This is a genomic window from Chryseobacterium sp. HR92, from assembly GCF_045689405.1.
Taxonomy (GTDB): Bacteria; Bacteroidota; Bacteroidia; order Flavobacteriales; family Weeksellaceae; genus Chryseobacterium; species Chryseobacterium viscerum_A.
In genome coordinates this window covers 1,286,667-1,309,543 of record NZ_CP139139.1, presented here as the reverse complement: position 1 = coordinate 1,309,543, position 22,877 = coordinate 1,286,667, and the positions used below count along the sequence as shown (strand labels likewise).

At 36.6% G+C, this 22,877-nt stretch carries 19 protein-coding genes; 3 read left to right on the top strand and 16 right to left on the bottom strand.

All coding sequences use genetic code 11. From position 1 onward, the window contains the following. Positions 1-157 precede the first annotated feature (157 nt). From SFA27_RS05930 to SFA27_RS05895, 8 genes are all read right to left on the bottom strand, one after another. The gene (locus tag SFA27_RS05930; RefSeq protein ID WP_407296998.1) at positions 158-2,668 is read right to left on the bottom strand and encodes a M1 family metallopeptidase; all 2,511 of its coding nucleotides are present in this window, start codon (positions 2,666-2,668) and stop codon (positions 158-160) included. A gap of 24 nt (positions 2,669-2,692) precedes the next feature. Further along, positions 2,693-2,911 carry a hypothetical protein gene (locus tag SFA27_RS05925; protein ID WP_047378609.1) on the bottom strand — a complete coding sequence of 73 codons (219 nt, stop codon included), beginning with the start codon at positions 2,909-2,911 and terminating at the stop codon, positions 2,693-2,695. A gap of 359 nt (positions 2,912-3,270) precedes the next feature. Further along, entirely contained in the window at positions 3,271-4,065 is a 795-nt protein-coding gene (locus tag SFA27_RS05920) for a thymidylate synthase (RefSeq protein ID WP_047378610.1), read from the bottom strand. A 135-nt stretch (positions 4,066-4,200) separates the two neighbouring features. Further along, positions 4,201-4,641 (bottom strand): hypothetical protein, encoded by a 441-nt coding sequence (locus SFA27_RS05915; protein WP_407296996.1) that lies wholly within the window; start codon positions 4,639-4,641, stop codon positions 4,201-4,203. Positions 4,642-4,791: 150 nt separating this feature from the next. Further along, positions 4,792-6,141, bottom strand: coding sequence for an alpha-amylase family glycosyl hydrolase (locus SFA27_RS05910; protein WP_407296994.1), 1,350 nt, complete (start codon positions 6,139-6,141; stop codon positions 4,792-4,794). Between the two features lie 176 nt (positions 6,142-6,317). After that, entirely contained in the window at positions 6,318-6,914 is a 597-nt protein-coding gene (locus SFA27_RS05905; RefSeq protein WP_047378613.1) for an IS1096 element passenger TnpR family protein, read from the bottom strand. A gap of 135 nt (positions 6,915-7,049) precedes the next feature. After that, entirely contained in the window at positions 7,050-8,081 is a 1,032-nt protein-coding gene (locus SFA27_RS05900) for a cell wall metabolism sensor histidine kinase WalK (RefSeq protein ID WP_047378614.1), read from the bottom strand. A gap of 49 nt (positions 8,082-8,130) precedes the next feature. Next, positions 8,131-8,805, bottom strand: coding sequence for a response regulator (locus tag SFA27_RS05895; RefSeq protein ID WP_002977493.1), 675 nt, complete (start codon positions 8,803-8,805; stop codon positions 8,131-8,133). A 324-nt stretch (positions 8,806-9,129) separates the two neighbouring features. Between SFA27_RS05895 and SFA27_RS05890 the strand changes: the two genes are divergently transcribed. Further along, the gene (locus SFA27_RS05890; protein ID WP_264517240.1) at positions 9,130-11,919 is read left to right on the top strand and encodes a TonB-dependent receptor; all 2,790 of its coding nucleotides are present in this window, start codon (positions 9,130-9,132) and stop codon (positions 11,917-11,919) included. Between the two features lie 44 nt (positions 11,920-11,963). Beyond that, positions 11,964-13,373, top strand: coding sequence for a hypothetical protein (locus SFA27_RS05885; protein WP_047378616.1), 1,410 nt, complete (start codon positions 11,964-11,966; stop codon positions 13,371-13,373). Positions 13,374-13,759: 386 nt separating this feature from the next. Here SFA27_RS05885 and SFA27_RS05880 read toward each other — a convergent pair whose 3' ends face one another. The 8 genes from SFA27_RS05880 to SFA27_RS05845 form a co-directional block, all read right to left on the bottom strand. Next, positions 13,760-14,998, bottom strand: a complete 1,239-nt coding sequence (locus tag SFA27_RS05880) for an amidohydrolase (protein WP_407296991.1) — start codon at positions 14,996-14,998, stop codon at positions 13,760-13,762. Between the two features lie 80 nt (positions 14,999-15,078). After that, positions 15,079-15,924 carry a helix-turn-helix domain-containing protein gene (locus SFA27_RS05875; protein ID WP_047378618.1) on the bottom strand — a complete coding sequence of 282 codons (846 nt, stop codon included), beginning with the start codon at positions 15,922-15,924 and terminating at the stop codon, positions 15,079-15,081. A gap of 242 nt (positions 15,925-16,166) precedes the next feature. Then, the gene (locus SFA27_RS05870; protein ID WP_407296989.1) at positions 16,167-16,835 is read right to left on the bottom strand and encodes an ankyrin repeat domain-containing protein; all 669 of its coding nucleotides are present in this window, start codon (positions 16,833-16,835) and stop codon (positions 16,167-16,169) included. A 26-nt stretch (positions 16,836-16,861) separates the two neighbouring features. Next, positions 16,862-18,196, bottom strand: coding sequence for an amidohydrolase (locus SFA27_RS05865; protein ID WP_407296987.1), 1,335 nt, complete (start codon positions 18,194-18,196; stop codon positions 16,862-16,864). Between the two features lie 459 nt (positions 18,197-18,655). Further along, positions 18,656-19,945, bottom strand: a complete 1,290-nt coding sequence (hemL, locus tag SFA27_RS05860) for a glutamate-1-semialdehyde 2,1-aminomutase (RefSeq protein WP_407296985.1) — start codon at positions 19,943-19,945, stop codon at positions 18,656-18,658. Between the two features lie 75 nt (positions 19,946-20,020). Then, on the bottom strand, positions 20,021-21,079 hold the full coding sequence (locus SFA27_RS05855) for a glucosaminidase domain-containing protein (protein WP_047378622.1): 1,059 nt from the start codon (positions 21,077-21,079) through the stop codon (positions 20,021-20,023). Positions 21,080-21,094: 15 nt separating this feature from the next. Next, the gene (locus SFA27_RS05850) at positions 21,095-22,003 is read right to left on the bottom strand and encodes a 1-aminocyclopropane-1-carboxylate deaminase/D-cysteine desulfhydrase (RefSeq protein WP_407296983.1); all 909 of its coding nucleotides are present in this window, start codon (positions 22,001-22,003) and stop codon (positions 21,095-21,097) included. 324 nt (positions 22,004-22,327) lie between these two features. Beyond that, positions 22,328-22,654, bottom strand: coding sequence for a hypothetical protein (locus tag SFA27_RS05845; protein ID WP_264517236.1), 327 nt, complete (start codon positions 22,652-22,654; stop codon positions 22,328-22,330). Between the two features lie 40 nt (positions 22,655-22,694). Here SFA27_RS05845 and SFA27_RS05840 point away from each other — a divergent pair, with 40 nt between their 5' ends. Further along, positions 22,695-22,877 (top strand): DUF5522 domain-containing protein, encoded by a 183-nt coding sequence (locus SFA27_RS05840; protein ID WP_007842321.1) that lies wholly within the window; start codon positions 22,695-22,697, stop codon positions 22,875-22,877.

The following is a 22,877-nucleotide window of genomic DNA, read 5'->3' as shown; positions in this document are numbered from 1 at the left end:
ATTTTAAACGAATTTATGAAAGATACTGCAAAAAACAGCGGTAAAAAATGCTGATTTTTGTAATATTATTAAAAACCAATCTACTTTATATCATATTTCGATAAATTGGTATTCAGTCATGATAAAAGAAAGCCGGCAAATCTGCCGGCTTTCTCTATTATTTATAGTTTTCAATTGCTTTATTGATCACGTCAATCTGCTTATTAATACTTGCAGCATTTTGCGGATTCTGTTTCAGCAGTTCCATTTTTTTACTTAAGCCATCTTTCAGCATCTGAACCATCATCATTTTAGCCTGCGGATTACCTGCCATCTGATTTTTGGCATATCCTGCTATTTTCGTAATGCTTTCCGTTGCTTTTAAGTTATCAGAAGTCATGATCCAATTGAAACCGTCTTCTGCAGCTTTTCCTAATTCAGGGTTCTGGAATTTAATAAATGGATAAAAGGTAGCAAGAGGAGCAATATTCTCTATCTGAGAAGTAATTTTGTTCTTTACAATAATCGGAAGCAACTGAGCCTGCAATGCATCTGATGCTCCTTTCATATCAATTTTATCAGCCAGGTTATTTGCTCTTGACGGATCAATGGAAAGAAGTGCACTCATTGAACTCCCTTTCACAGCATTTGAAACAGCATTTATTCCTTTTTCAAATAATGGAAGATATTTTTTGTCTTTTGTCTTTCCTAAAGCAGTAATAGCCGCTGCCTGTGTTAATGTTTTAGGATCATTGGAAGCCAGTTTTTCAACTTCAGCACCCAGCGCCTTCATTTGCTCAGGATTGGTAAGATCTATTAAATTTAAAGCTTTTATTCTTACTCTGAAAAAAGGATCTTTTAATGCTGCAGCCAGCAATTTTACAACGGCAGGGCTTTTTCCAATCTGATCCTTGATCCCATTTAACGCCAGATATCTGCTTTTAAACTCCTTGGAATTTGTAAACTGCATCAGGTTCTGCTCAGGAGTCTTAGCCTCGGTAATGTCTGCCAGTAAAACCCCATCTGCATTGATATTAATCAGATCAGGAGTTTTGGAAACATCAAAACTGAATGTATTTTTTGCTTCTGCATTTACCCAGACATTATATCTTTTAGATTTTCCGTTGTCATAGACATCTATAGCCAAAGGAAATTCAAATGGTTTTTCTTGACTTTGATTAATAGTTAACGCCACTTGTTTTTTTACAGGCTCAAATGTGAATGAGTAATTAATTTTCGGATTTCCACTTCCAAAATACCATTGATTGAAGAACCAGTTTAAGTCTTTCCCTGATACTTTTTCAAAAGAGAGTCTCAACTGATGGGCTTCTGCATTCTGATATTCATTGGTTTTCAGATAATCGTTCATTCCTGCAAAGAAGGCATCATCTCCGAGGTAGTTTCTCAGCATATTCAAAATTCCTCCTCCTTTCTGATACGTTACCAGATCAAAAACATCTTCACGGGATTCATAATTGAACCTAACCAGATTTTTATTAAAATCGGACGGGTTGTGAAGATAGTTATTCACATCGGTCATCAGGTGATAATCTGCCTGATCTTTTCCATATTTATATTCATTCCAAAGGTATTCGGAATAATTGGCGAAGGATTCGTTGACTGTAAGATTGCTCCAGCTTTCTGCTGTAACAAGATCTCCAAACCAATGATGGAACAATTCGTGGGCAATAGTGTCTTCCCATGTATTTTCGTCAATAAGCTGTCCCGGTTTCTGAAGGATATCACTCCCATGAAGGGTTGCTGTAGTGTTTTCCATCGCTCCACTTACATAATCTCTTCCTGAAATCTGAGCATATTTTGCCCATGGATAATCGTAATTTAGTTTTTTGGAGAAAAAGTCGATCATTTCCGGAGTATTCCCGTAGATCTGTTTAGCATAAGGTTCGTATTCTTTTTCAATATAATAATCAACCGGGATATTTTTCCACTTGTCTTTTACAATAGCATATTCTCCTACTCCCATAAAGAAAAGATAGGTAGAATGTCTTTTATCCATCACCCAATGATCTGTCCTAAGTCCGTTGGATTCTTTTTTAGATTCTTTCAGTAGGCCATTGGAAAGGGTTACATATTTATCAGGAACTGTCATATAAATTTCCTGTGTTGTCTTTTGGTTGGGTTTATCAATCGTAGGAAACCATGCAGAAGAAGATTCTGTTTCTCCCTGTGTCCAGATTTGTGTAGGCTTATCCGGTTCTGTTCCCTGAGCATTGATGAAATAAAGTCCTTTTGCATCATTGATAGCCATGCTTCCCTCCTGCTTCACCTCATTGGGACGGGATGTATATTTGATGTAGACGGTATACTCCTGATTTTTCTGGTATGTTTTATCAAGGTTGATTTTCAGAACATCATCTTTGTAATCATATTTCAAAGGAGATTTTTTCCCGTTATTATCAAGAGCCACTTCATGAATCAGCATTCCTTTTGCATCAAGCGTAAGTTCGTTGGTGGCATAAAAATAAGGTGAGGCGGTAAGCCATTCTTCCCCATTCATCTGTTCTTTCTGATAATCGAAATTTACTTTCAGCTTTGTGTGTTTAAGTTCCGTCACCTTGGCAGGAGTAGCTCTGTATACTTTTTCCCTTCCTGAAGTTTCGGTTTGTGCTGATACATTTGCGGAAAATAAAATTCCAAGTATAGCAATTGATAAAATGGCCTTTCTCATCGGTCTACTTTATTATTTTTAGAATTATTTTTTAATGATTATATCGAAAATATCATTGACTAAGGTTTCATAGTCTCCTTTTTGAAGTTGTTCTTTGGTTTTTGCAAAAGCTTTTTTCAGCTCGCTTTCCGGATTTTCGTCATCCATTATTTCTGCTGAAGCCACTCCCTTCAATTGAAGGATGGCGTTTTTCAGCGCTTCGATGTCTGCGTTTTCTTCAATATTAACTTTTAAATACTTCATGATTTATTTTTAAGCATTTGAAATTTATGATCTGTAACCCAATCATCCTTCCCTTTTTTCAAAAGATTAAATGAATCTGAGTTGTTCTTTCAAATTTAAGAAACAATTGCCAAAAGAAAGTGTGCTTAAAGGTTTATCTCAAGATAATTTGTGGTATAAGCTGTTGTACAAATTATTTTTCCCATTTTAAAATAGAATAGTACCTTATCATTTACTTTCTATCCGAAATGTAAAACATGAATTTGGGGGATAAAATAATGGTCCGGCAACCCTTATGTTTCCGGAATATATGACAAAACAATCCTCTCTACTAATGTGTAAATAATAGAGAAAGGATATCAGATAAATATTAAAGGATATTAAATAGCTACAGGAGCTTTAATTCCCGGATGCGGATCATAATTTTCCAGACTGAAGTCTTCGAAATCAAAATCAAAGATATTTTTAACTTCCGGATTCAGTTTCATCGTCGGAAGTGCTCTCGGCTCTCGTCCCAGCTGTCTGTTTACCTGTTCAAAATGATTATTGTAGATATGAACATCCCCGAAACTGTGAACATAATCTCCCACTTCCAGATCACAAACCTGTGCTACCATCATCAGGAGCAATGCATAGCTTGCAATATTGAATGGTACCCCAAGGAAAACATCAGCACTTCTTTGGTACAGTTGTAAGGATAATTTTCCATCAGCTACATAAAACTGGAACAAAGCATGACAAGGAGCTAAGGCCATATTGGGAATTTCTGCTACATTCCATGCGGAAACAATCAGTCTTCTGGAATCAGGATTTTTTTTAATCTGGTCAATGACTTCTGTAATCTGATCTACCACTTTTCCATCTGCACCGCTCCAGCTTCTCCATTGCGCTCCATAAACCGGTCCCAAATCTCCATTTTCATTTGCCCATTCATCCCAGATGCTTACTCCGTTATCTTTAAGGTATTTGATGTTGGTATCTCCTTTCAGGAACCAAAGCAACTCATAAATAATAGATTTCAAATGCACTTTTTTGGTCGTTACCAAGGGAAATCCTTTAGACAGATCATATCTCAGCTGATATCCGAAAACACTTCTTGTTCCAGTGCCTGTTCTATCGGTTTTATCCGTTCCGTTGTCTAAAATATGCTGTAAAAGGTCCAGGTAGTTTTGCATTTTGAATGAGATTTTAAGTTCCAAATTTAGTAAAAACCATCAAAAAAAGCACTCATTTTTATGAATGCTTTTTATAGGTCTGATGTCTATTTTCTATTAAACAACTGTATATCTGCATTCTAACGTCTATTAAATTTACCATATATTTTCAATGGTCTGGTGAATGCTGTTTACTGTAAATGATTCTCCTGTTTTTTTACCACACATTACTTTTACCAGTGGAGATTCTGCAGATACAGTCATGATTTTCTGATTTTCAAAGACAAGTTCTCCCATTGAAGCAGAGATATAGAACAGCCCCTTATTGGTTTTCACCAATGCACCATTCTGAACTTTTTCCGAAGGATCGGAAGTTATTTTCTGCAGTACAGCCTGCTGATTCAAAACTTCGTTAAGCTGTCTCTGCAGATTATTAATTTCCTGCTGAAGCATTTCTCTTCCGGTTTCATATTTGTCCCCCATCGAACTTTTCGTATCGTTATTGGATGCCCGTGTTTCCGCAATAAGGTTTTCAAAATACTGGATTTTGTCGGTAGCTTTTGCTTTTATTATATTGATTATTTCCTGTTTGTTCATTACGATGATCGTTTTTTTATTATGGGCAGATAAACCACCCCGTCAAAATCATAGATTTTGACACCCCTCCAGCGGAGGGGAATTGAGAACCTTTAAAGATCAGTCATTAAGATTTCACTGTTTCAGCCAGAATTTCAAAGGATTGATTGCTTATTTTTCAAATACGGCATAATCTGAAACTTTGAAACTAAAGTCTTTCCCATTATTGAAATCTCTTTTCGTTTTATCAAAAACATTCCTGAATGCTCCTGATACATGTTCGTCTTCAATTGAAAAGTTAACAGGTTCTTTTGACATATTCAGAACAACCAATACTTCATCATTCCCATTTTTTCTTACATAGGCCAGAATCTTATCATTGGCTGTAGTATTAAGAAGATAAGTTGTTACATTAGAATCTCCTCCTCTCAAGGCCAGGTTGGAGGCTTTTAAATCCAATAATGTTTTATAGAAATCAGCGACCTGATATGTATTTGTCCATTTGATGACATCCTTTTCGAAAAACTCAAGTCTTTTCATATTCGGAAGTTCCTGTCCAGAGTAAAGTAACGGAACACCATTCCATGTTGCAGAGAATACTGCCATAGGTTTTGTAATGACTCCATATTTTTCATATTCGGTTCCGTTCCATGAATTCTCGTCATGATTTGTGGTAAACCATGCTCTCATTGAAGCATCTCCGATATTTGAATATTGTCTCAGAAGATCTTTTAATTCCTGAAGAGGTTCGTTATTTTTATAGTAATCGGCAGATTTGTGCATCCATTTCCAGGAATAGCTGGCATCAAAAACTTTTCCGTACTCAGGGCTTTCCAACTCATCAAATTCTCCCAGCCAGAAAAGAGGTTTTACTTTTTCTACTTCAGGACGGGCCTGCACCCAGAAATCTGCTTCTACCCATGAAGCAAGGTCGCATCGGAAACCATCAATATTAGTTTCCTGTACCCAGAATTTCATGGCATCAATCATAGCTTGACGCATCTCCTGGTTTTTGTAATCCAGCTCAATAATATCATCCATTCCGGAAGCGATATGGAATTTTCCATCCGGATCTTTCAGATAAAATTCAGGGTGTGTTTTTGTCCAGACATGATCCCAGCCTGTATGATTGGCTACCCAGTCTATAATTACTTTGAACCCCAGTCTATGTGCCTCATTCACCATATCTTTAAAGTCCTGCAGTGTTCCGAATTCAGGATTGATGGAAGTATAATCTGAAGCGGCATATGGGCTTCCCATGCTTCCTTTTTTATTCTGATGGGCAATGGGGGTGATGGGCATAAACCAAAGGGTTTTTATTCCCATAGATTTCAGGCGGGGCATTTCTTTTGCAAATGCTTTGAAAGTTCCTTCCTGAGTATATTGTCTTATGTTTACTTCGTAGATATTTGTATTATGTTTCCAATCTTTTGGCAGTTCTGTCATCTTCCGGGTATTTTTTTGAGTGGTACAGGAAACAATTCCCAGACCAATTACAGCTAACAAAATTAATTTTTTCATTAAACTATTTTTAACAAAAGTAAGGATTGTTTTTTGGGAAAAGGCAAAATTTACGGATAGATGGATATACTTTCCGGCAGTTACCAGGCAGATCTGTTTTTATTGAAAATTAAATACCTTCACACTTTTGCAAAAAAAGCCCCGGATCAAAATCCAGGGCCAGTATATTGTGTTGACTATCTTTCGTCATCATTGTCATCTTCATCATCAAAGACATCGTCATTGTAGTCTTCTTCTTCCTCATCGTCGAAGCTGTCGTCCTCATCTGCAAAGTTTCCTCCTGATCCGAAATCTTCATCGAAACCAAACTCATCATCTACCAAAGGCATTGCCGATTTCTTTTTAGATCCTCCGGCACTTCCGTTTTTGCTAGGTGCTTTCAACGGAACGTTTCCGAATCTGTATACTGTGATAGGATAATTAACCCCTTTTGTTTCTTCAATTACTTCTACAAGTTCACAGAAGAATTCCCAAAGGTCAAGAAGCCCATATTGGAACTGTGCCTTGTCGCCTACACTTTCAAAAGCTTCATCAATGTAAACATCTGACATAATCTCACCATCACCATCATCACTCATATCTTCCAATGGGACACTTTTTACAATTGTTCCGTCATCTTCTAACAGATTAAAAGTAGAAAGCTCATCTCCCTGCAGACTGAATGCACTTTTAATTCCTAAATGTAAGTTCCATAACGTTTGTTTTCCCTTAACTTCGATATCACGGAAAATATCTTCTTTCGCATCTAATATTACGCGGATTTTGTAAACCATATCAGTTTCTTAAATTACTTTTTTTGCCTTTATAATTATGATAAATCTCTGGTGCAAATATATAATAAATGACATGTGACAAAAAAATATTTCAGGATTTTTTAAAATATTTTTTTTCCTTACATTTTGCCGGAATTATTTACTTTTTTCGAGCATAAAACTAAACTTCGTGCCTTCAAGGTATACACTTTCAACGGTGATATTTTCGTTATGTGCTTCAAGAATATGTTTTACGATGGCTAATCCCAGTCCTGAACCTCCTTCTCTCCTGCTTCTGCTAGTTTCTACACGGTAAAACCTTTCGAAGATCCTTGGAAGAATCTCAGACTTGATTCCCATCCCGTTATCTATCACTTCTATCAGCACCTTATTTTTAAGGATACTGGTCTTTACGATCACTTTTGCTTCCTGTCTGTTGGCATAGTGAATCGCATTGGAAATAAGATTAATGAAAACCTGGGAAATTTTCTGTTTATCAGCCTCCACAAAAATCTGTGGATGAAGGGTCTGGATCTGTAATGTTGTATTTCTTTTTTCAGCTTCAAGATCAAGAAGATCAAAAATCTCTTTGATCAGAAGATTGACATCAAATTTTGAAACGGTAAGATTGATTTCGCCTGCTTCCAGCCTGTTGATCATATCAAGATCTGTGACAATAGCAATAAGTCTTTCGACAGATTTATCAATTCTTTCCAGGTATTTGTCACGAATGGTAAGATTGTCTACACCACCGTCTCTTAAAGTTTCTACATATCCCTGAATAGAAAACAAAGGCGTTTTCAGTTCGTGAGATACATTACCTATATATTCTTTACGGTAGCTTTCCATCTCTTTCATCATATCAATTTCTGATACCTGCTGCTGATTGAGATCTGAAAACCTTTCTCCTAATTCCTTGATGGTAATATTTTCATCCTGATTCTGAACTATTTCCTGCGGCAGAAATCCCGAAAGACCTTTTACCTGTTTTCTGCTGTAATAATTGAAAAGTAGCTCCAATACCACACAGTTGATCATAAAGATCAGGATAATACAGATGAAAAGACCCGTTTTAAACAAAGGGGTCTCATAATAGATATCTTTCAGTGAATCGAAGACGACTACTAAAAGGAGCATTACCAATGTCAGCAGACAGGAGGCAACGAGGGTAAGTCTGTAAAATTTCAATTTTACAACGTTTTAATGATTGAACGTAAAGTTAAGATTCTAAAAATAATTAAACGATCAGTTTATACCCAATCCCTTTTAATGTCTGAATCGTATTGATTCCTAGTTTTTCTCTCAACCTTCTGATATGTACATCGATGGTTCTTTCACCAACAATCACATCATTACCCCAAACTTTTTCCAGAATTTCTTCTCTTTTGAAAACCTTTTCAGTATTGGAAGCCAAAAGGTAAAGCAAATCAAATTCTTTTTTAGGAAGAAGAAATTGCTGTCCGCTTTTGGAAACTCTGAAATTATCTTTGTCGATAACAAGGTCTCCGATTTCGATTAGTTTTGCATTGTCAGAAACCTGCGAGGTTAGCTGTAATAATGCATTTACTTTAGAGATAAGGATTTTCGGCTTGATCAGTTTTACGATGTAATCATTGGCACCCGCCTGAAAACCTGCTAACTGAGAAAACTCCTCGCTTCTTGCAGAAAGGAACACGATAAGTGTTTTTTGAAGTTCTTTCACTTTACGAAGTTCCTGACAGGTTTCTATACCATCTTTTTCAGGCATCATGACATCTAATAAGATAAGGTCCGGAACAATCTCCTTTGCTTTTTCTATACCTTCGTTACCATTGGTAGCTGTATAGATATCATACCCCTCCTTTTCCAAATTGTAAGACAGAATCTCTAAAATGTCCAGTTCATCGTCTATTAAAAGAATTTTTTTGCTCATCTTCTAGTTTAAGAATTCCCACAAAATTAATTATTTCAATTGATTTCATCTATCTGCCAAATGTTAACTAATTATTAAAAAAACATATCGCAGTTCAAAATTATAAAATCAATAAAAAAAATTAACAATAAATACACATAAATCAAATATAAGGAATAATATTTAAAATTAAAACAAAAATTACAATTATATAAATTAAACATCAATAACTGTAAATTTCACTCATCCGTTAATACAAACTTCACAATTAATTAAGATTCTCCTAAAGTTTTCTTAAAAACTTAGCCCTTATTTTGCCCTTGAAAAAGAAGTAAAAGAAGTAAAATGAAAAAACAACTCCACAAGAGCATCATGCTACTTGCCTTGTTTTCTGCTGGCTATGCTTTTGCACAAAGTCAGATTTTGGAAGGTAGGGTATTGGACGAGAAAGATAACACTCCTATAGAAGGGGTAAAGGTAAAAGTAAATGGGCAGGAAGCAACGACTGACATTTCCGGATACTACTCTATCAACCTGTCCCCCGGCACCAATTACATTGTAACGGTAAGCTCCAATGGGTATAACAGAAAAGAGATCAGTGAGGTTATTATCAAAAATGAAGGTAATACTCATCTTGATATCGTAATGGACAAGCCCTCTACCAAGGAAAAAGAAATTGAGGGAGTTGTCATAAAATCAAACGCAAGAAAAGAAACCATAGCCTCTACAATCGGTTTACAGAAGAACGCCGGTGTAGTTTCTCAGGTTATTGGGGTTGAAGCTATTAAAAGAAGTCCGGATAGAAACACAGGTGAAGTTCTGAAGAGAGTTTCCGGGGTGAGTTTATCTGAAGGAAAATATATTGTAGTAAGAGGTTTATCAGACCGTTATAACCAAGCGATGCTGAATGGTATTCAGTTATCCAGCACGGAGCCTGACAGAAAGACTTTCTCTTTTGACCTATTCCCGGCAAACGTTATCGAAACCCTTGTCATCAACAAAACTTTCATTCCGGAATATACAGGTGAATGGGGAGGAGCATTGATTCAGGTAAATACAAAGGATATTCCTAATAAAAATTTCTTCAACGTACAGGTAGGTGTAGGAGGAAACACTGCTACTATGGGGCAGGAATTCCATATGCAGAAAGGAGGAAAATGGGACTTTTTAGGAATTGATGACGGTTACAGAAAGCTTCCTACCAATATGCCTGCAAAAAATGCTTTCAGCATTCTGACTGAAGCTCAGAAAACAGAGATTGGTAAAGGATACACAAAGAACTTAGGATACAACAGTATCGGTTATCCTGAAAACTTAAGTTTACAGCTTGACGGAGGTTTCAATACCAAAATATTTGGAAAGGATTTAGGAGTAATTGCTGTTTTAAACTACAGTAACAATAAGAGAAGAACTGAGTCTACCAACCGTTTCTTTACCATCAACAACGAACTTGCTGATACCAACTTCGATTATTTTACAGAAAAATACAGCAATGATATTATCTTAGGAGGAATGTTGAACTTAGCTTTAAAGCTGAACAGCAACAATAAAATTTCCTTAAAGAATATCATCACTAATAATACAGTGAACCACATGTCCTTCAGAACAGGAAAGGACTTTGAATTTGATCCAATCAACGGAACAAATATTATGGCAAGGGAAATTGGATTTAAAGAAACTACTTTCTATAATTCTACCCTTACCGGTAACCACAAAATTGATATTCTTGGCGGCCTTACTGTAAACTGGTACGGAAGCTTCGGAATCCTGGATCAGTATATTCCTTTGCTACAGCGTTTGCAGTATAATCAATACACAAACATGACAGGAAGCCCTTATTTAGCATTGATCTCTAATGGTCTTTCTCAAAAATCGGGAAGTGTATTCTACTCTACTTTAAGTGACTATCTGTATAATGCAGGAGGTGATATCTCCAAAACATTTACCATGTTTGGTCAAAAACAAACGATCAAAGGAGGTTATTTATTCCAGGTAAAAGACAGAATCTACAATTCAAGACCATTCTCTGTAAGACTTGAAAACTTCAATCAGGGATTACTTTCCCAGCCTTTTGAAACTATCTTCAATCCAGGAAACTTCGGAGGTAACGGTGGATTTACATTTGATGAAATTGCAGGAAACCAGTACCGATATATTGCCAACACAATCCTTAACGCAGGGTATTTACAGTTTGACAATAACTTTACACCATGGTTAAGAGCTGTTTGGGGATTAAGAGTTGAAAACTTTGATCAATTGGTAGGAAGCACGAAAAAAAGTGATGACCGTTTTGTAAACACCCGTGTTACAGATTTCTTACCTGCTGTAAACTTAACATTCAAGGTAAATCCTAAAATGAACATCCGTGTTGCAGGTTCACAAACTGTTGTAAGACCGGAGTTTAGAGAGGTTTCTCCTTTAGCATATTATGATTTTGATCTGGGAGCTACTGTAATCGGTAACAAATCTATTGAAAGAACTAAAATTACGAGTGCCGATGTTCGTTGGGAATATTACCCAAGAAACGGAGAGATTATATCTGTGGCAGGTTTCTATAAAAACTTCAAAAAGCCGATCGAATTATACTTCAACCAATCAGGGGTTGGAACGAGTAATACCTTCAACTACCTTAATGTAGATAAAGCTGATGCTTACGGGGTGGAATTGGAAGTAAGAAAAAAGCTGGATTTTGTAAGTGCTCTTAAAAACTTTACGCTGGGTGGAAACGTAGCTTTAATTAAAAATAAAGTAACAGACGAAGCTACTAAGATTGACAGACCAATGCAGGGTCAGTCTCCATATACGGTCAATGTAAGTCTTCAATATGATACTGAAAAATCAGGATGGTCTTCCACCGTATTATTCAACATGATCGGAAGAAGAATCCTTTATGTAGGAAACGATCAGGTACCACCAATCTGGGAAGCACCTAGACCTCTTCTGGATTTCCAGATTGCAAAAAAAATATGGAGCAACAAAGGAGAAATCAAGCTGAATGTTTCAGATATCCTGAACCGTCGTGCTAAATTCTACCATGACCTGAACGACAACGGTAAGTATGATAACAAGGATGCTCTTGCTATTGAAAGACTTATGGGAACCAATATCAGTTTAACACTGGGATACAATTTTTAATTCACACAACAAATAATCTAATAAATAATTTAATTCTTTATAACATGAAAAAGTTCGTTTTATATTCTTTAATGCTTGGCGCTCTAGTATCAACTACCGCATGTAGAAATATAGAAGAAGATGGACCTACCATTATTCAAAATGGAGGTAACGGAAACGGAGATACTGAAAACCTTATTCTTTCAGGAAAGATCACTTCCAGCATGACGCTTAAAGCTAACAAAATTTATAAGCTAAGAGGACTAGTATATGTAACTAACGGAGCTACTTTAACTATCGAGCCAGGTACAAAGATTGTAGGTGAAGCTGATAAAAACGGAGCTTTGATCATTACAAAAGGCAGTAAAATCATGGCAGAAGGAACTGCTGCCAACCCTATTATCTTCACTTCTGAAAAACCAAGTCCTAAAAGAGGAGACTGGGCAGGTGTAGTAATTTTAGGAAATGCTCCTACTAATGCTTCTTTCGGTGGAGCAAACGGAGTTGGAGAGATTGAAGGAGGTATCAACAACTCTGAAGGTCTTGGACTTTATGGTGGAAACAATGCTGCTGATAACAGTGGTGTATTAAAATATGTAAGAATAGAATATGCAGGATATGCATTCTTACCGGATAAAGAGATCAACGGACTTACATTCGGTGGTGTAGGTAACGGAACTACAGTAGATTACGTAGAGGTTGCTTATGCTAATGATGACAGTTTTGAATGGTTCGGAGGAACAGTAAACTGTTCTCACCTTATTTCTTACAAAGGTCTTGATGATGATTTCGATACAGATAACGGTTTCTCAGGAAACATTCAGTTTGGTATCGCAGTAAGAGATTCTCAGGTAGCAGACGTTTCCGGTTCTAACGCATTTGAGTCTGATAATGATGCTAACGGTTCTACTTTAACGCCTCAGACTTCAGCTACATTCTCTAACATGACGATCATCGGGCCAATCAACTCTGCGGCTCCAGGATCAATCAACGCATTATTCCAGAATGCATTACAGATCAGAAGAAACTCTTCTATCTCTGTATTCAACTCTGTATTCACAGGATTCCCGGTTGGTTTATTCATTGATGCTACAAAAGGTGCTCCAACAGATAACAATATTGTAGGTAACAAATTATTCTTTGAAAACAATGTTTTAGCAGGAATGCAAACTCCTTTAAAATTTGGACCATCTACTTCTACTCCGACAACTTATACATTAAACGATCTTACAACTTGGTTTAATGCTAAAGGAAATACAATCCTTGCTTCTACTGCTGATGTAAAACTTGCTGGTGCTTGGGCTCCTGCAGGAACTACACCAAACTTTACTCCTAGTGCAGGTTCTCCATTATTAACTGGAGGAGCGTTTACTAATCCTAAATTAGCTACTTGGTTTACACAGGTAACTTACAAAGGTGCTGTAAAAGATGCTACGGATACATGGTATGCGGGTTGGACAAACTTCAACTTATAATAGTATATAGTACTTAGATTTAATTTCAAATAGAAGGCCTTCGGAAGTATTTTCCGAGGGCTTTTTTTATTGTTATTATTGGATATTACAGATATTAGGAATTCTGAATATGAATAGATGTTCATATTGCAAAAACCGAAAAAGGGAATATGAACAGTTATTTTTTAAATTGATCATGGGGTTTATTGGTAAGTTTCGGCTAAAGCCGGACGAATGATTCTTCTAATTAATAAATGGGCTAAACCCATTCCTATTGATAGGAAAGAGACCCGAAACCCGGATCCCGAAACTCATAATTCATAATTTATAATTCAAAAAAACGCCACCAGGAAAACTCCCGATGGCAATTACAAAAAACAAGTGTATAAAAATATATATACTTCAAATTAATTTCTCCAAAATAAATTCCCGTCATTCATCAGGGCTTTTATTTCAGACATTCTGGAAACAGCTTCTGCAGAACATGAAGCGTCTGCAAGTACAATTGCAGCTTCATCACAAGCTTTAGGCCACTGCTGTTTTCCTTTTTCATCCAGAGGAAGGATACTTTGAGTTGCAAACTGTAAAGCTCTTGATAATGCATATTCTGTGGCATAACCGTACAATTCTGCAATCAGATTGGCTTTCTGCAGCATACTTCCGGACCCGAAAGTACTCCAGTAGTCCTGTACATTATCATTTCCAATTAATACATTCACACCATATTTTTTCAAAGTTGGAATGGGCATTACCGTTCCTTTAAAAGGTACAGAAGAAGCGATTCCTACTTTTCCTGCGGCCAGTCTTTCTGCAATCAGTTCTGTTTCTTTTGATGAAAGATGAGCTAAAGCAAATGCATGACTTACAAATGTTTTTCCCTGAAGTGCCGGATTTTCGATTGCTTTGTCAATCAGATAATTGATGGTTTTCATACCGGACTCTCCTACTTCGTGCAGGTGAATATCAATTCCTTTATTGTGATCTAAAGCCAATTGAACGGTAAAATCCATTACTTTTTCAATACTCCCGTCAATACTCAGAGGATCCAGCCCGCCAATGAATCCCACACTTTTCAGCAGGGCAGCTTCCTTCATCAATGGAGCAGATTCAGTGTAATACACTCCATGTTGTGGAAAGGCTACCAGTTCAGCTTTAAAGGAATCTTTTTTATTTTCAAGCGCCTGCTCAAGATGTTCCAGGGATTTCAATCCTGATGTAGGATCTATATTGAAATGTGTTCTCGCAAAATGAGTTCCATAGTGTTGCTGCAGACTGATCAGCTGTTCTGCTCTGCTTACGGAAGTTTTCAACAGTTCAGGAATGATTTCCTGTTCATAGGCAATCATATCTTTCACTGTTCTTCTCTTCGGGGAAAGTGCCTGCCATGGAAGGCCGTACAATGTTTTATCCAGATGGATGTGCATATCTCTGAAAGCCGGAAGCATCAGATACCCTTTAGCATCAATTGCTTTAGAAGCAGGATCATTTGTTTGTATGGACTTGATCTTTCCGTCTTCAATTTCAATACTGAAAAGGTCTGTTTTCGTTCCGACAACCTCTTCATTTTCGTATTCAAAACCTGTTTCCAGGCGGACATTTTTAAGGGAATATTTTCCTTTTGCAGTTAATTGATAGGGAAATTGCATGATTTAAAATTTTAACAATACAAAATTAACCCGGCTTTGGGGTAAAACCGGTGTATCAATCATGTCTTGTTTTGTACAGATTATTCTTTGAATTGGGAAGGTGTCATTCCCGTTTGTGCTTTAAAAAATTTGGAAAAGCTGGCATGGTCATAGAAACCGAGATCATACACAATATCTTTTACAGACATTTCGGAAACCTTTAAAAGTCTTTTGGCTTCCAGTAAAATACGATCCTGAATAAGGGATGAAGCCGAAGCATTAAGATTTTTCTTGCAGACAATATTCAGATAGTTGGCAGAAATATTCAGTTTATCTGCATAGAAAGAAACAGATCTTTCTGTTTTAAAATGTTCATCAATAAGATGGAGAAATTTTGAAATAATAGGATTTGAGTTATAGACTTCAAAGTCTTTGAAAGCCCCTTCCACAGATTTACTTACCAGCAGCCCAATGAGCTCACTTCTTTTTTGAATAAGCTCCCAAAATACGTTTTCTCCATTCAGTTCTTTCTGGATAGATTGAAATTCATATAGAAAAGTTTTAAAAATTTCCTGGGAAAGATTAATAACCGGATGATTCTGATAATAAGATGCCGAAAATCTTAACGATGGCAGAAAGCTTTCAAACCAGTCCCGGCTGATCATCAGCTGATAACCTATGGTTTCTTTCTCAATGACCCATTGGTGCACCTGATCCGGAAAAACAAGGTGGATCTGATGGTCTTTTACCGGATATTCTGTAAAATCTATGGTGTGTGAGCCTGCTCCATGCTCAAAAAGATTGATGATAAAAAAATCATGCTTATGGGGATCATCAATGGAACGTGCCCCGTAAAGTTCATTAAACAGCAGATTACAGCCCTTCAACTGATTTTCACTAAATTCCTGAATTCCTAAAATTGGAAAATGATCTGTATGGTAACCCACTCTGCCTGATTTTCTCTTAAAATTACTAAAAATTGTGAGAGAAAAAACTAAAATAACCACAAAAGGGACAAAAGCTTTACTATACCACTTCTACTTCAGTTTCTATCTGCATCCAGTGGCTGTTTCTGAAAAGTTCAATACATTTCCAGGCTTTCCCCCGTAAAAACTTTTATACCCTTTGCGGTTAAAAAAACACAACTAAAAATATATTAATTTATTAATCACGAGCTGTTGCTCAACATCTATGATTTTAAAATCTGAGCAATTTCTTTAAACCCTGATGATTCTGCATGCTGCAAAGGCGTTTTACCTGAATGGTCAGGAATGGTTAGATCAGCTCCGTTATCTTTTAATATCTGTACAATTTCCTGATATTTCCCGCTTCCATTACCCAGAATCACCGCTTCCATCAAGGCTGTCCATCCTAATCTGTTCACATGATTAATGGGAAATCCTTTTGTTTTAACCAAAACTTTTACAGTTTCCACATGTCCCCGCTCGCAGGCAGGGATCAAAGCAGTTCCGTTATAACGGTTAAAAAGATCAAAACGGGCTCCGCTTTCCAGATACAGCTTAACCAGTTCCGTCTGTCCGCTTGCTCCTGCATACAAAAACGGACTGTCCAGCTGATCGTCCTGAAGATTAACATCTGCTTTGTAAGATATAAGCAGTTTTGCCATTTCAGATTGTTTGTTTATTGTTGCAATCAGCAATAAGGAACGGCCTTTCCTGTCTTTGGCATTCACATCTGCACCGTTATTCAAAGCTGATTGTACCGCAGTCATATCATTTTTCTTTACAAAATGTATTATATCTTTTTCCTGCATATTTTCTTCTTTTGGTGTATCAACAGGTTTTGTTTCACAAGTATTCACACTTCCGAATGCCAGAAAGAATAATAATACTTTCATAACTTTCATGTGAGTTAAAAGAAGGTTTAAAAGACAACATTCCCATTATGTACCAATGATTCCACTTCTGAAATTCTTGATACAGCTTCTGCGGAACAGCTTGTGTTCATCAGAACAAAGTCTGCTTTGTCTCCTATTTTTGGCCATTGTTGAGTTCCTTTATCATCCAGTGGAAGAATATTTCCTGTTGCCAGTTTTAAGCTTCTTGACAATAAAAACTCTGTTGAATATCCGTACAATTGGGCCATTAAGTTGGCTTTCTGAAGTACACTCCCTGTTCCGAAAGTATTCCAATGATCTATGATACTGTCATTTCCTGTGAGAACAGTTACATTATGTTTGTAAAGCGTTGGTATTGGCATGATCAACCTTCCAAAAGGGATTGTAGAAACAATTCCAATCTGTGCTTCACTTAATTTTTCAGCGATTTCTTCCTGTTTTGCAGCTTCTAATTTAGCCAGAATAAAACAGTGGCTTAAATAAGTCTTCCCTTTCAGAGCAGGATTTTCATTTACTTTTTTAATAAGATATTCTACTGTTTTCAATCCGGAATCTCCGGTTTCATGCAGGTGAATATCTATTCCTTTTTTATTGTCCAAAGCAAGCTGAACAGTAAAGTCTACCACTTTTTCGATATCTCCATCGATGTTGAATGGGTCTACACCACCGATAAAATCAATATCCATCTTTGCAGCTTCTTTCAGATAAGGCACAGAATCCGTATAGAACACGCCATGCTGTGGAAAAGCTACCAATTCGGCTCCAAAACCTTTCTTTTTATTTTCTAAAGCTTTCTGCAGATTTCTTAAGGACTGAAGTTTGGAAGTGGGTTCAATATTTACATGGCTTCTTGCATATGAAGTTCCTTTCGACTGTAATAATTCGATCAGTTTTTCAGCCTTGAAGGTTGAGTTTTTCAGCATTTCAGGAAGCATTTTCTGCTCCAGCTCTATCATTCCTTTGATCCCTCCGGTTCTTTTTCTAACGGCCTGCCATTGATCTCCATAAAAGGTTTTATCAAGGTGAATGTGCATATCTTTGAATGCAGGAAGCATCAACAATCCCTTTGCATCTACCGCTTTAGCGTTAGGCTGATTTGGGCTAATCTTTACAATTTTCCCGTTTTCAATTTCTACATAGAACAGATCTGTTTTGGTAGAAGCTACTTCCCCATCCTGATATTCAAAACCTGTTTCCAGACGAACATTTTTAAGGCTCATTTTCCCTTTTACGGCACTATTATTTTCATCCAGGAAAGGTGATGCAGTCATGATATTAGGTATTAAAGTTAATCCCGCAACAGCCAAAGCTGAATTCCGGATAAAATCTTTGCGGGAGATGGTATTGTCAGAAGTCTTCATTTCCAATCTATTTAGGACAAAATTAAAAAGAAGTACTCTGAACGAGGTGTATGGTTTATTACAAAATCTGTATGATTTATACTTTGTGGTAATTACTTGCTAAAATACTCAGTTTATCTTTCCGTATTGAAGTCAAAAGATATCCATGGCAATTGTCATTCCATAGAAATCTAAATGATGTTTTTTAAAGTTGCTGAGACTCCTGTGGAGTGACAAACATTGCGGATATTTTTGTTAGGGATAACGCTGATCACTTACTATTTATACAGGAAATATTATCAGGTTGCTTGTCCATTCCGTAGGAATCTAAATTATATTGTTTTTATGCTGGTGAGACTCCTACGGAGTGACAAAGATTGTGTATAACTCTGATTGCGTAGAGTTTTTTATTGATCTGCAGACTTTCCAATTCAAATCATTCTGCACAAAAAAAACCGGATCTAAAATCCGGTCTCATTATTATTTATTGGAATATTCAAATTTTCTTACTGCTTCCAGCGTCATATCAATTTCTTTATCTTTGATCGCATCACTGATGAAGTACGTTTCGTATCCACTTGGTGGTAAATACACTCCATTCTGCAGCATCTGATGGAAGAAATTATTAAACAATGAATGATTAGCTTCCTGAGCTTCATCAAAGTTTGAAACCCTGTTGATATGGAAGAAAACAGACATCATAGAACCTTTTCTGTTGATTTTATGAGCAATTCCTTTTTCATTTAAAATTTTTCCGATTTCAAAATCCAAAGTTTCTGTTGTCTTATGCAATCTGTTGAAAAATTCGGGGTCGTTTTTAATAAGCTGAAGGGTTTTTAATCCAGCTCTCATTGCTAAAGGGTTTCCGCTTAATGTTCCTGCCTGATATACTCCTCCTTTTGGAGCCAGGTGATCCATAATTTCATTTCTACCAGCGAAAGCTCCTACCGGAAGACCTCCACCGATTACTTTTCCGTAAGTCACTAAGTCTGCTTTTACATTGAAAAGTTCCTGAGCTCCTCCGAAAGCCAATCTGAAACCGGTCATTACCTCATCAAAAATTAATAAAGCTCTATTTTCATCACAGATCTTTCTCAGGTTTTGTAAGAAGTTGTTTTCTGGCAGTACACATCCCATATTTCCTGCAACCGGCTCTATAATTACCGCTGCAATTTCTCCCTGATTGTGACGGAATAAATCCTCAACCTGTTCAAAATCGTTATAACGTGCTAATAATGTATCTTTCGCAGTACCTGCTGTTACTCCTGGAGAATTTGGATTTCCGAAAGTTGCTGCACCACTTCCTGCTTTGATCAGAAATGAATCTGAATGTCCGTGATAACAGCCTTCAAATTTCACAATTTTATCTCTTCCTGTATATCCTCTGGCCAGTCTTACTACACTCATACATGCTTCTGTTCCTGAAGAAACCATTCTGATCTGGTCAATATTCGGGACGTTATCAATGATGAATTTTGCGATTTCTGTTTCCAGTTCTGTAGGAGCTCCGAAAGAGAATCCTTTCTCTGCCTGAATCTTCAGTTCTTCCAGTACTTCAGGATGTGTATGTCCCAAAATGGCCGGACCCCATGAATTGATATAATCGATGTAAGTATTGTCATCTGCATCGGTAAGGTAAGCCCCTTTTGCCGATTTCATAAAAACAGGAACACCTCCTACGGATTTGAATGCTCTTACCGGAGAGTTTACTCCTCCCGGAATGTATTTGTAGGCTTCATCAAACAAAGCCGAACTTCTTTGATACTTCATATATACTTAGTTGCTGTTGGCAGTTGCTGGTTGGCATTTAACTGTCAACGGTAAACTCTCAACAAAAAAATTAAATTAGTTTCGTGGTTTTTTGTCTATCAAATAAATCAACTGTCCTGCAGATGGCTGCTGTCCTTCATCCATTCTGTTTTTAGCATAAAGTTTATTTAATTTGATTCCGAATTTCTGAGCGATATCATGCATATCTTCTCCAGATTCTGCTTTATAAGTAGCTGTATTTCCTGTAGAATTTTTTGATTCCAGAAAAACAATATCATTTTTCTTTAAGGTTTCGCCTTCCAGTTCATTCCATTTTATCAGTCTGCTTTCGCTGACTTTGAATTTATTAGCAATGAATTTCACATCAGTATCTTCAGGAATTACAATATATTTCAGCCCGTCATTCGGATGGCTTTTAATAAGAATGGAATTAAGAATTTCAGCTTTCGTTTTGATTCTTTCCACTCTTTTTTGCTGTTGTGCGTAAGAAGTCTGTTTGTAAGGAACTTCTACGGTAACCGGGTCTTTAGCTTTTTTAACAGCTTTTGAAGGGTCCAGCTGTGCCATGAAAGTTCTGTCGTCTTTCAGATCCGGATACATTTTAAGTACAGCGTACAATACCTCATTAGAACTGGTATTGTCGAATTCATATAGCTTGTACTTTTCAATTTTGGTAATAAGAATTGAAGCATAACGTGGATTGGTAGCATAACCCGCCTTTTTTAAACCGGTTGCCCACGCTCTGTAATCTTTCATATCCAGTTTGAAGAGGTTTGCATAATATTTTCTTGTGGATAAGAATATAGAATGGTCTTCATAAGACTGTCTTGGATCGTCATACACACGGAAGCATTCATTGGGTGCATCATCGGTATGTTTCATCGTTCTACCGGTCCAGTCTTCTTTACATTTTATACCGAAGTGGTTTTTACCTTCCTGTGCTAATCTGCTTTGCCCGCCCCCGGTTTCCAATAATCCCTGGGCAAGGGTAATAGAAGCCGGAATTTTATATTTTTCCATTTCTTCTACGGCATATTTAGCAAACTTCTGAATATACTGATCTTCGGTTGCCCAAGTTTGGGCAGAAAATTTTGATAAAACTAAAAGGCTTATGGTTAGGAAAAGTCTTTTCATGTTTTTCAATTTTACTTATATAATTAAATTTCTATTCTGTTTTTCCAAAAGCAGATTAGCTCCTTCAATCCCCTGTAATCCACCAGTGTGAAAGCACAAAATCCTGCTGTTTTCAGGAAAATAATCATCTTCAATCAGTTCAAAAACTTTCTCCATCATTTTTCCTGTATATATCGGTTCTAAAGGAATACCATACTTCTCTTTGAAATCATTGATAAAACGGATGTTTCCATCATTTATTTTACCGTAACCTCCAAAACATGAATCTATTAGATTAAAATTATGTCTCAAAGTTAATTCAAAAATTCTATTTTCCAGTGAAGCATCATCTACAACCTTAAATCCTATAACTTTCTGATTGTCTTCACTAAATTTTGAAATTCCCGCAATGGTTCCTCCGGTTCCGACTGCGGTGCAAAGATAGTCAAAATCTTTTGTTTGTTCATTGAGCATCATTTTCACCCCTTCCACAGCCTCTTCATTGGTGCCTCCTTCGGGTACTATCAGTGCATCGGGAAACTCCTGATGAAGGAATTCTGTCAGTTTTTCTTTATGGCGGTATTCTTCGCGGGTGACAAATTTCAGATTCATTCCATTTCTTTTGGCAAAAAGTAAGGTAGGGTTATCACGCCACTTATGCTGCAGTTCTTCTCCTCTGATGATTCCCAATGTTGGAATACCTGCCAAATTTCCTACGGCTGAAACCGCAGCAATATGGTTGGAAAAAGCGCCTCCAAAAGTAATAATATAAGGTTTATCCGGATTTCTTTCCAGATAGTGGTTGACATTATAAAACAGTTTCCAGTATTTATTACCTGAAATCAGCGGATGAATCTGGTCTTCCCTTTTAATGAAGAGTTTTACATTTTTATGAATGGGAATTTCCTGAATGGAAACAGGTTCTGTGGGAAGTTGTAATAGCATTTCAGTTTTTAGCAGCTCAAGGTTTATTCTTTACAAAAGTAGGAAAAGATTTATTCTTCCGGAGGTTTCTGGCTGTATGAGTAATTATGTTTAGATCTTTCACGCGGATCACACAGATTTTCACAGATGGTGGTTTGATTTTTTTAGGTTTCAGCTAAAGCCAAATGAATTTGAGTTTATTTGATAAACGGGCTAAAGCCCGTTCCTATTGAATATAAAGAAAATCGAAATTGATCTTCCCAAAAAAACAGAATCCAGAAACTTGAACCACGAACCCCAAATCCTTAAGAATGAAATCTCGAATCCCGAAACTGGCAAATAACTCTACAGATATTTCCTGAAGTTCCAGAATTTTCTTTTCTTCAAATAATTCAGATTATTTTCATTGGTGTAGGCTTCTCTTTCAAATGAGATTCTTCTGTAAGCCAGATAGCCGTCTTTCAGCTTGAAAAACCAATAATAATATTCAATGACATAGAAAATATAGAAGAAAATAATAAGCATTTCCCATTGTTGGCGTAAATGGATTTTTTCGTGATTGATCAAAACATTATTTTCCTTATCTTCGGGTTTCCTAATGAAGATAAAGGGAAAGAGAGCAATGCCATTAATTTTTAATTTTTTTAAAGGCTTTTGGCATACAATTATCATAGTAACAAATATAAAAAGTTTTTTGACTAGCATTTAACTTATGGCCCATTATGACATCAAAGAAGGTGAAGACTTCTACTATAATGAACAGGGGTACAAGGTTTTTACAGAAAAATTTCATCTGAAAAGAGGTTATTGCTGTAAAAGCGGCTGCAGACACTGTCCTTACGGGTACGATAAAAAGACTGATACATTCATTAAAAATGATAAAAAAAATAAATAA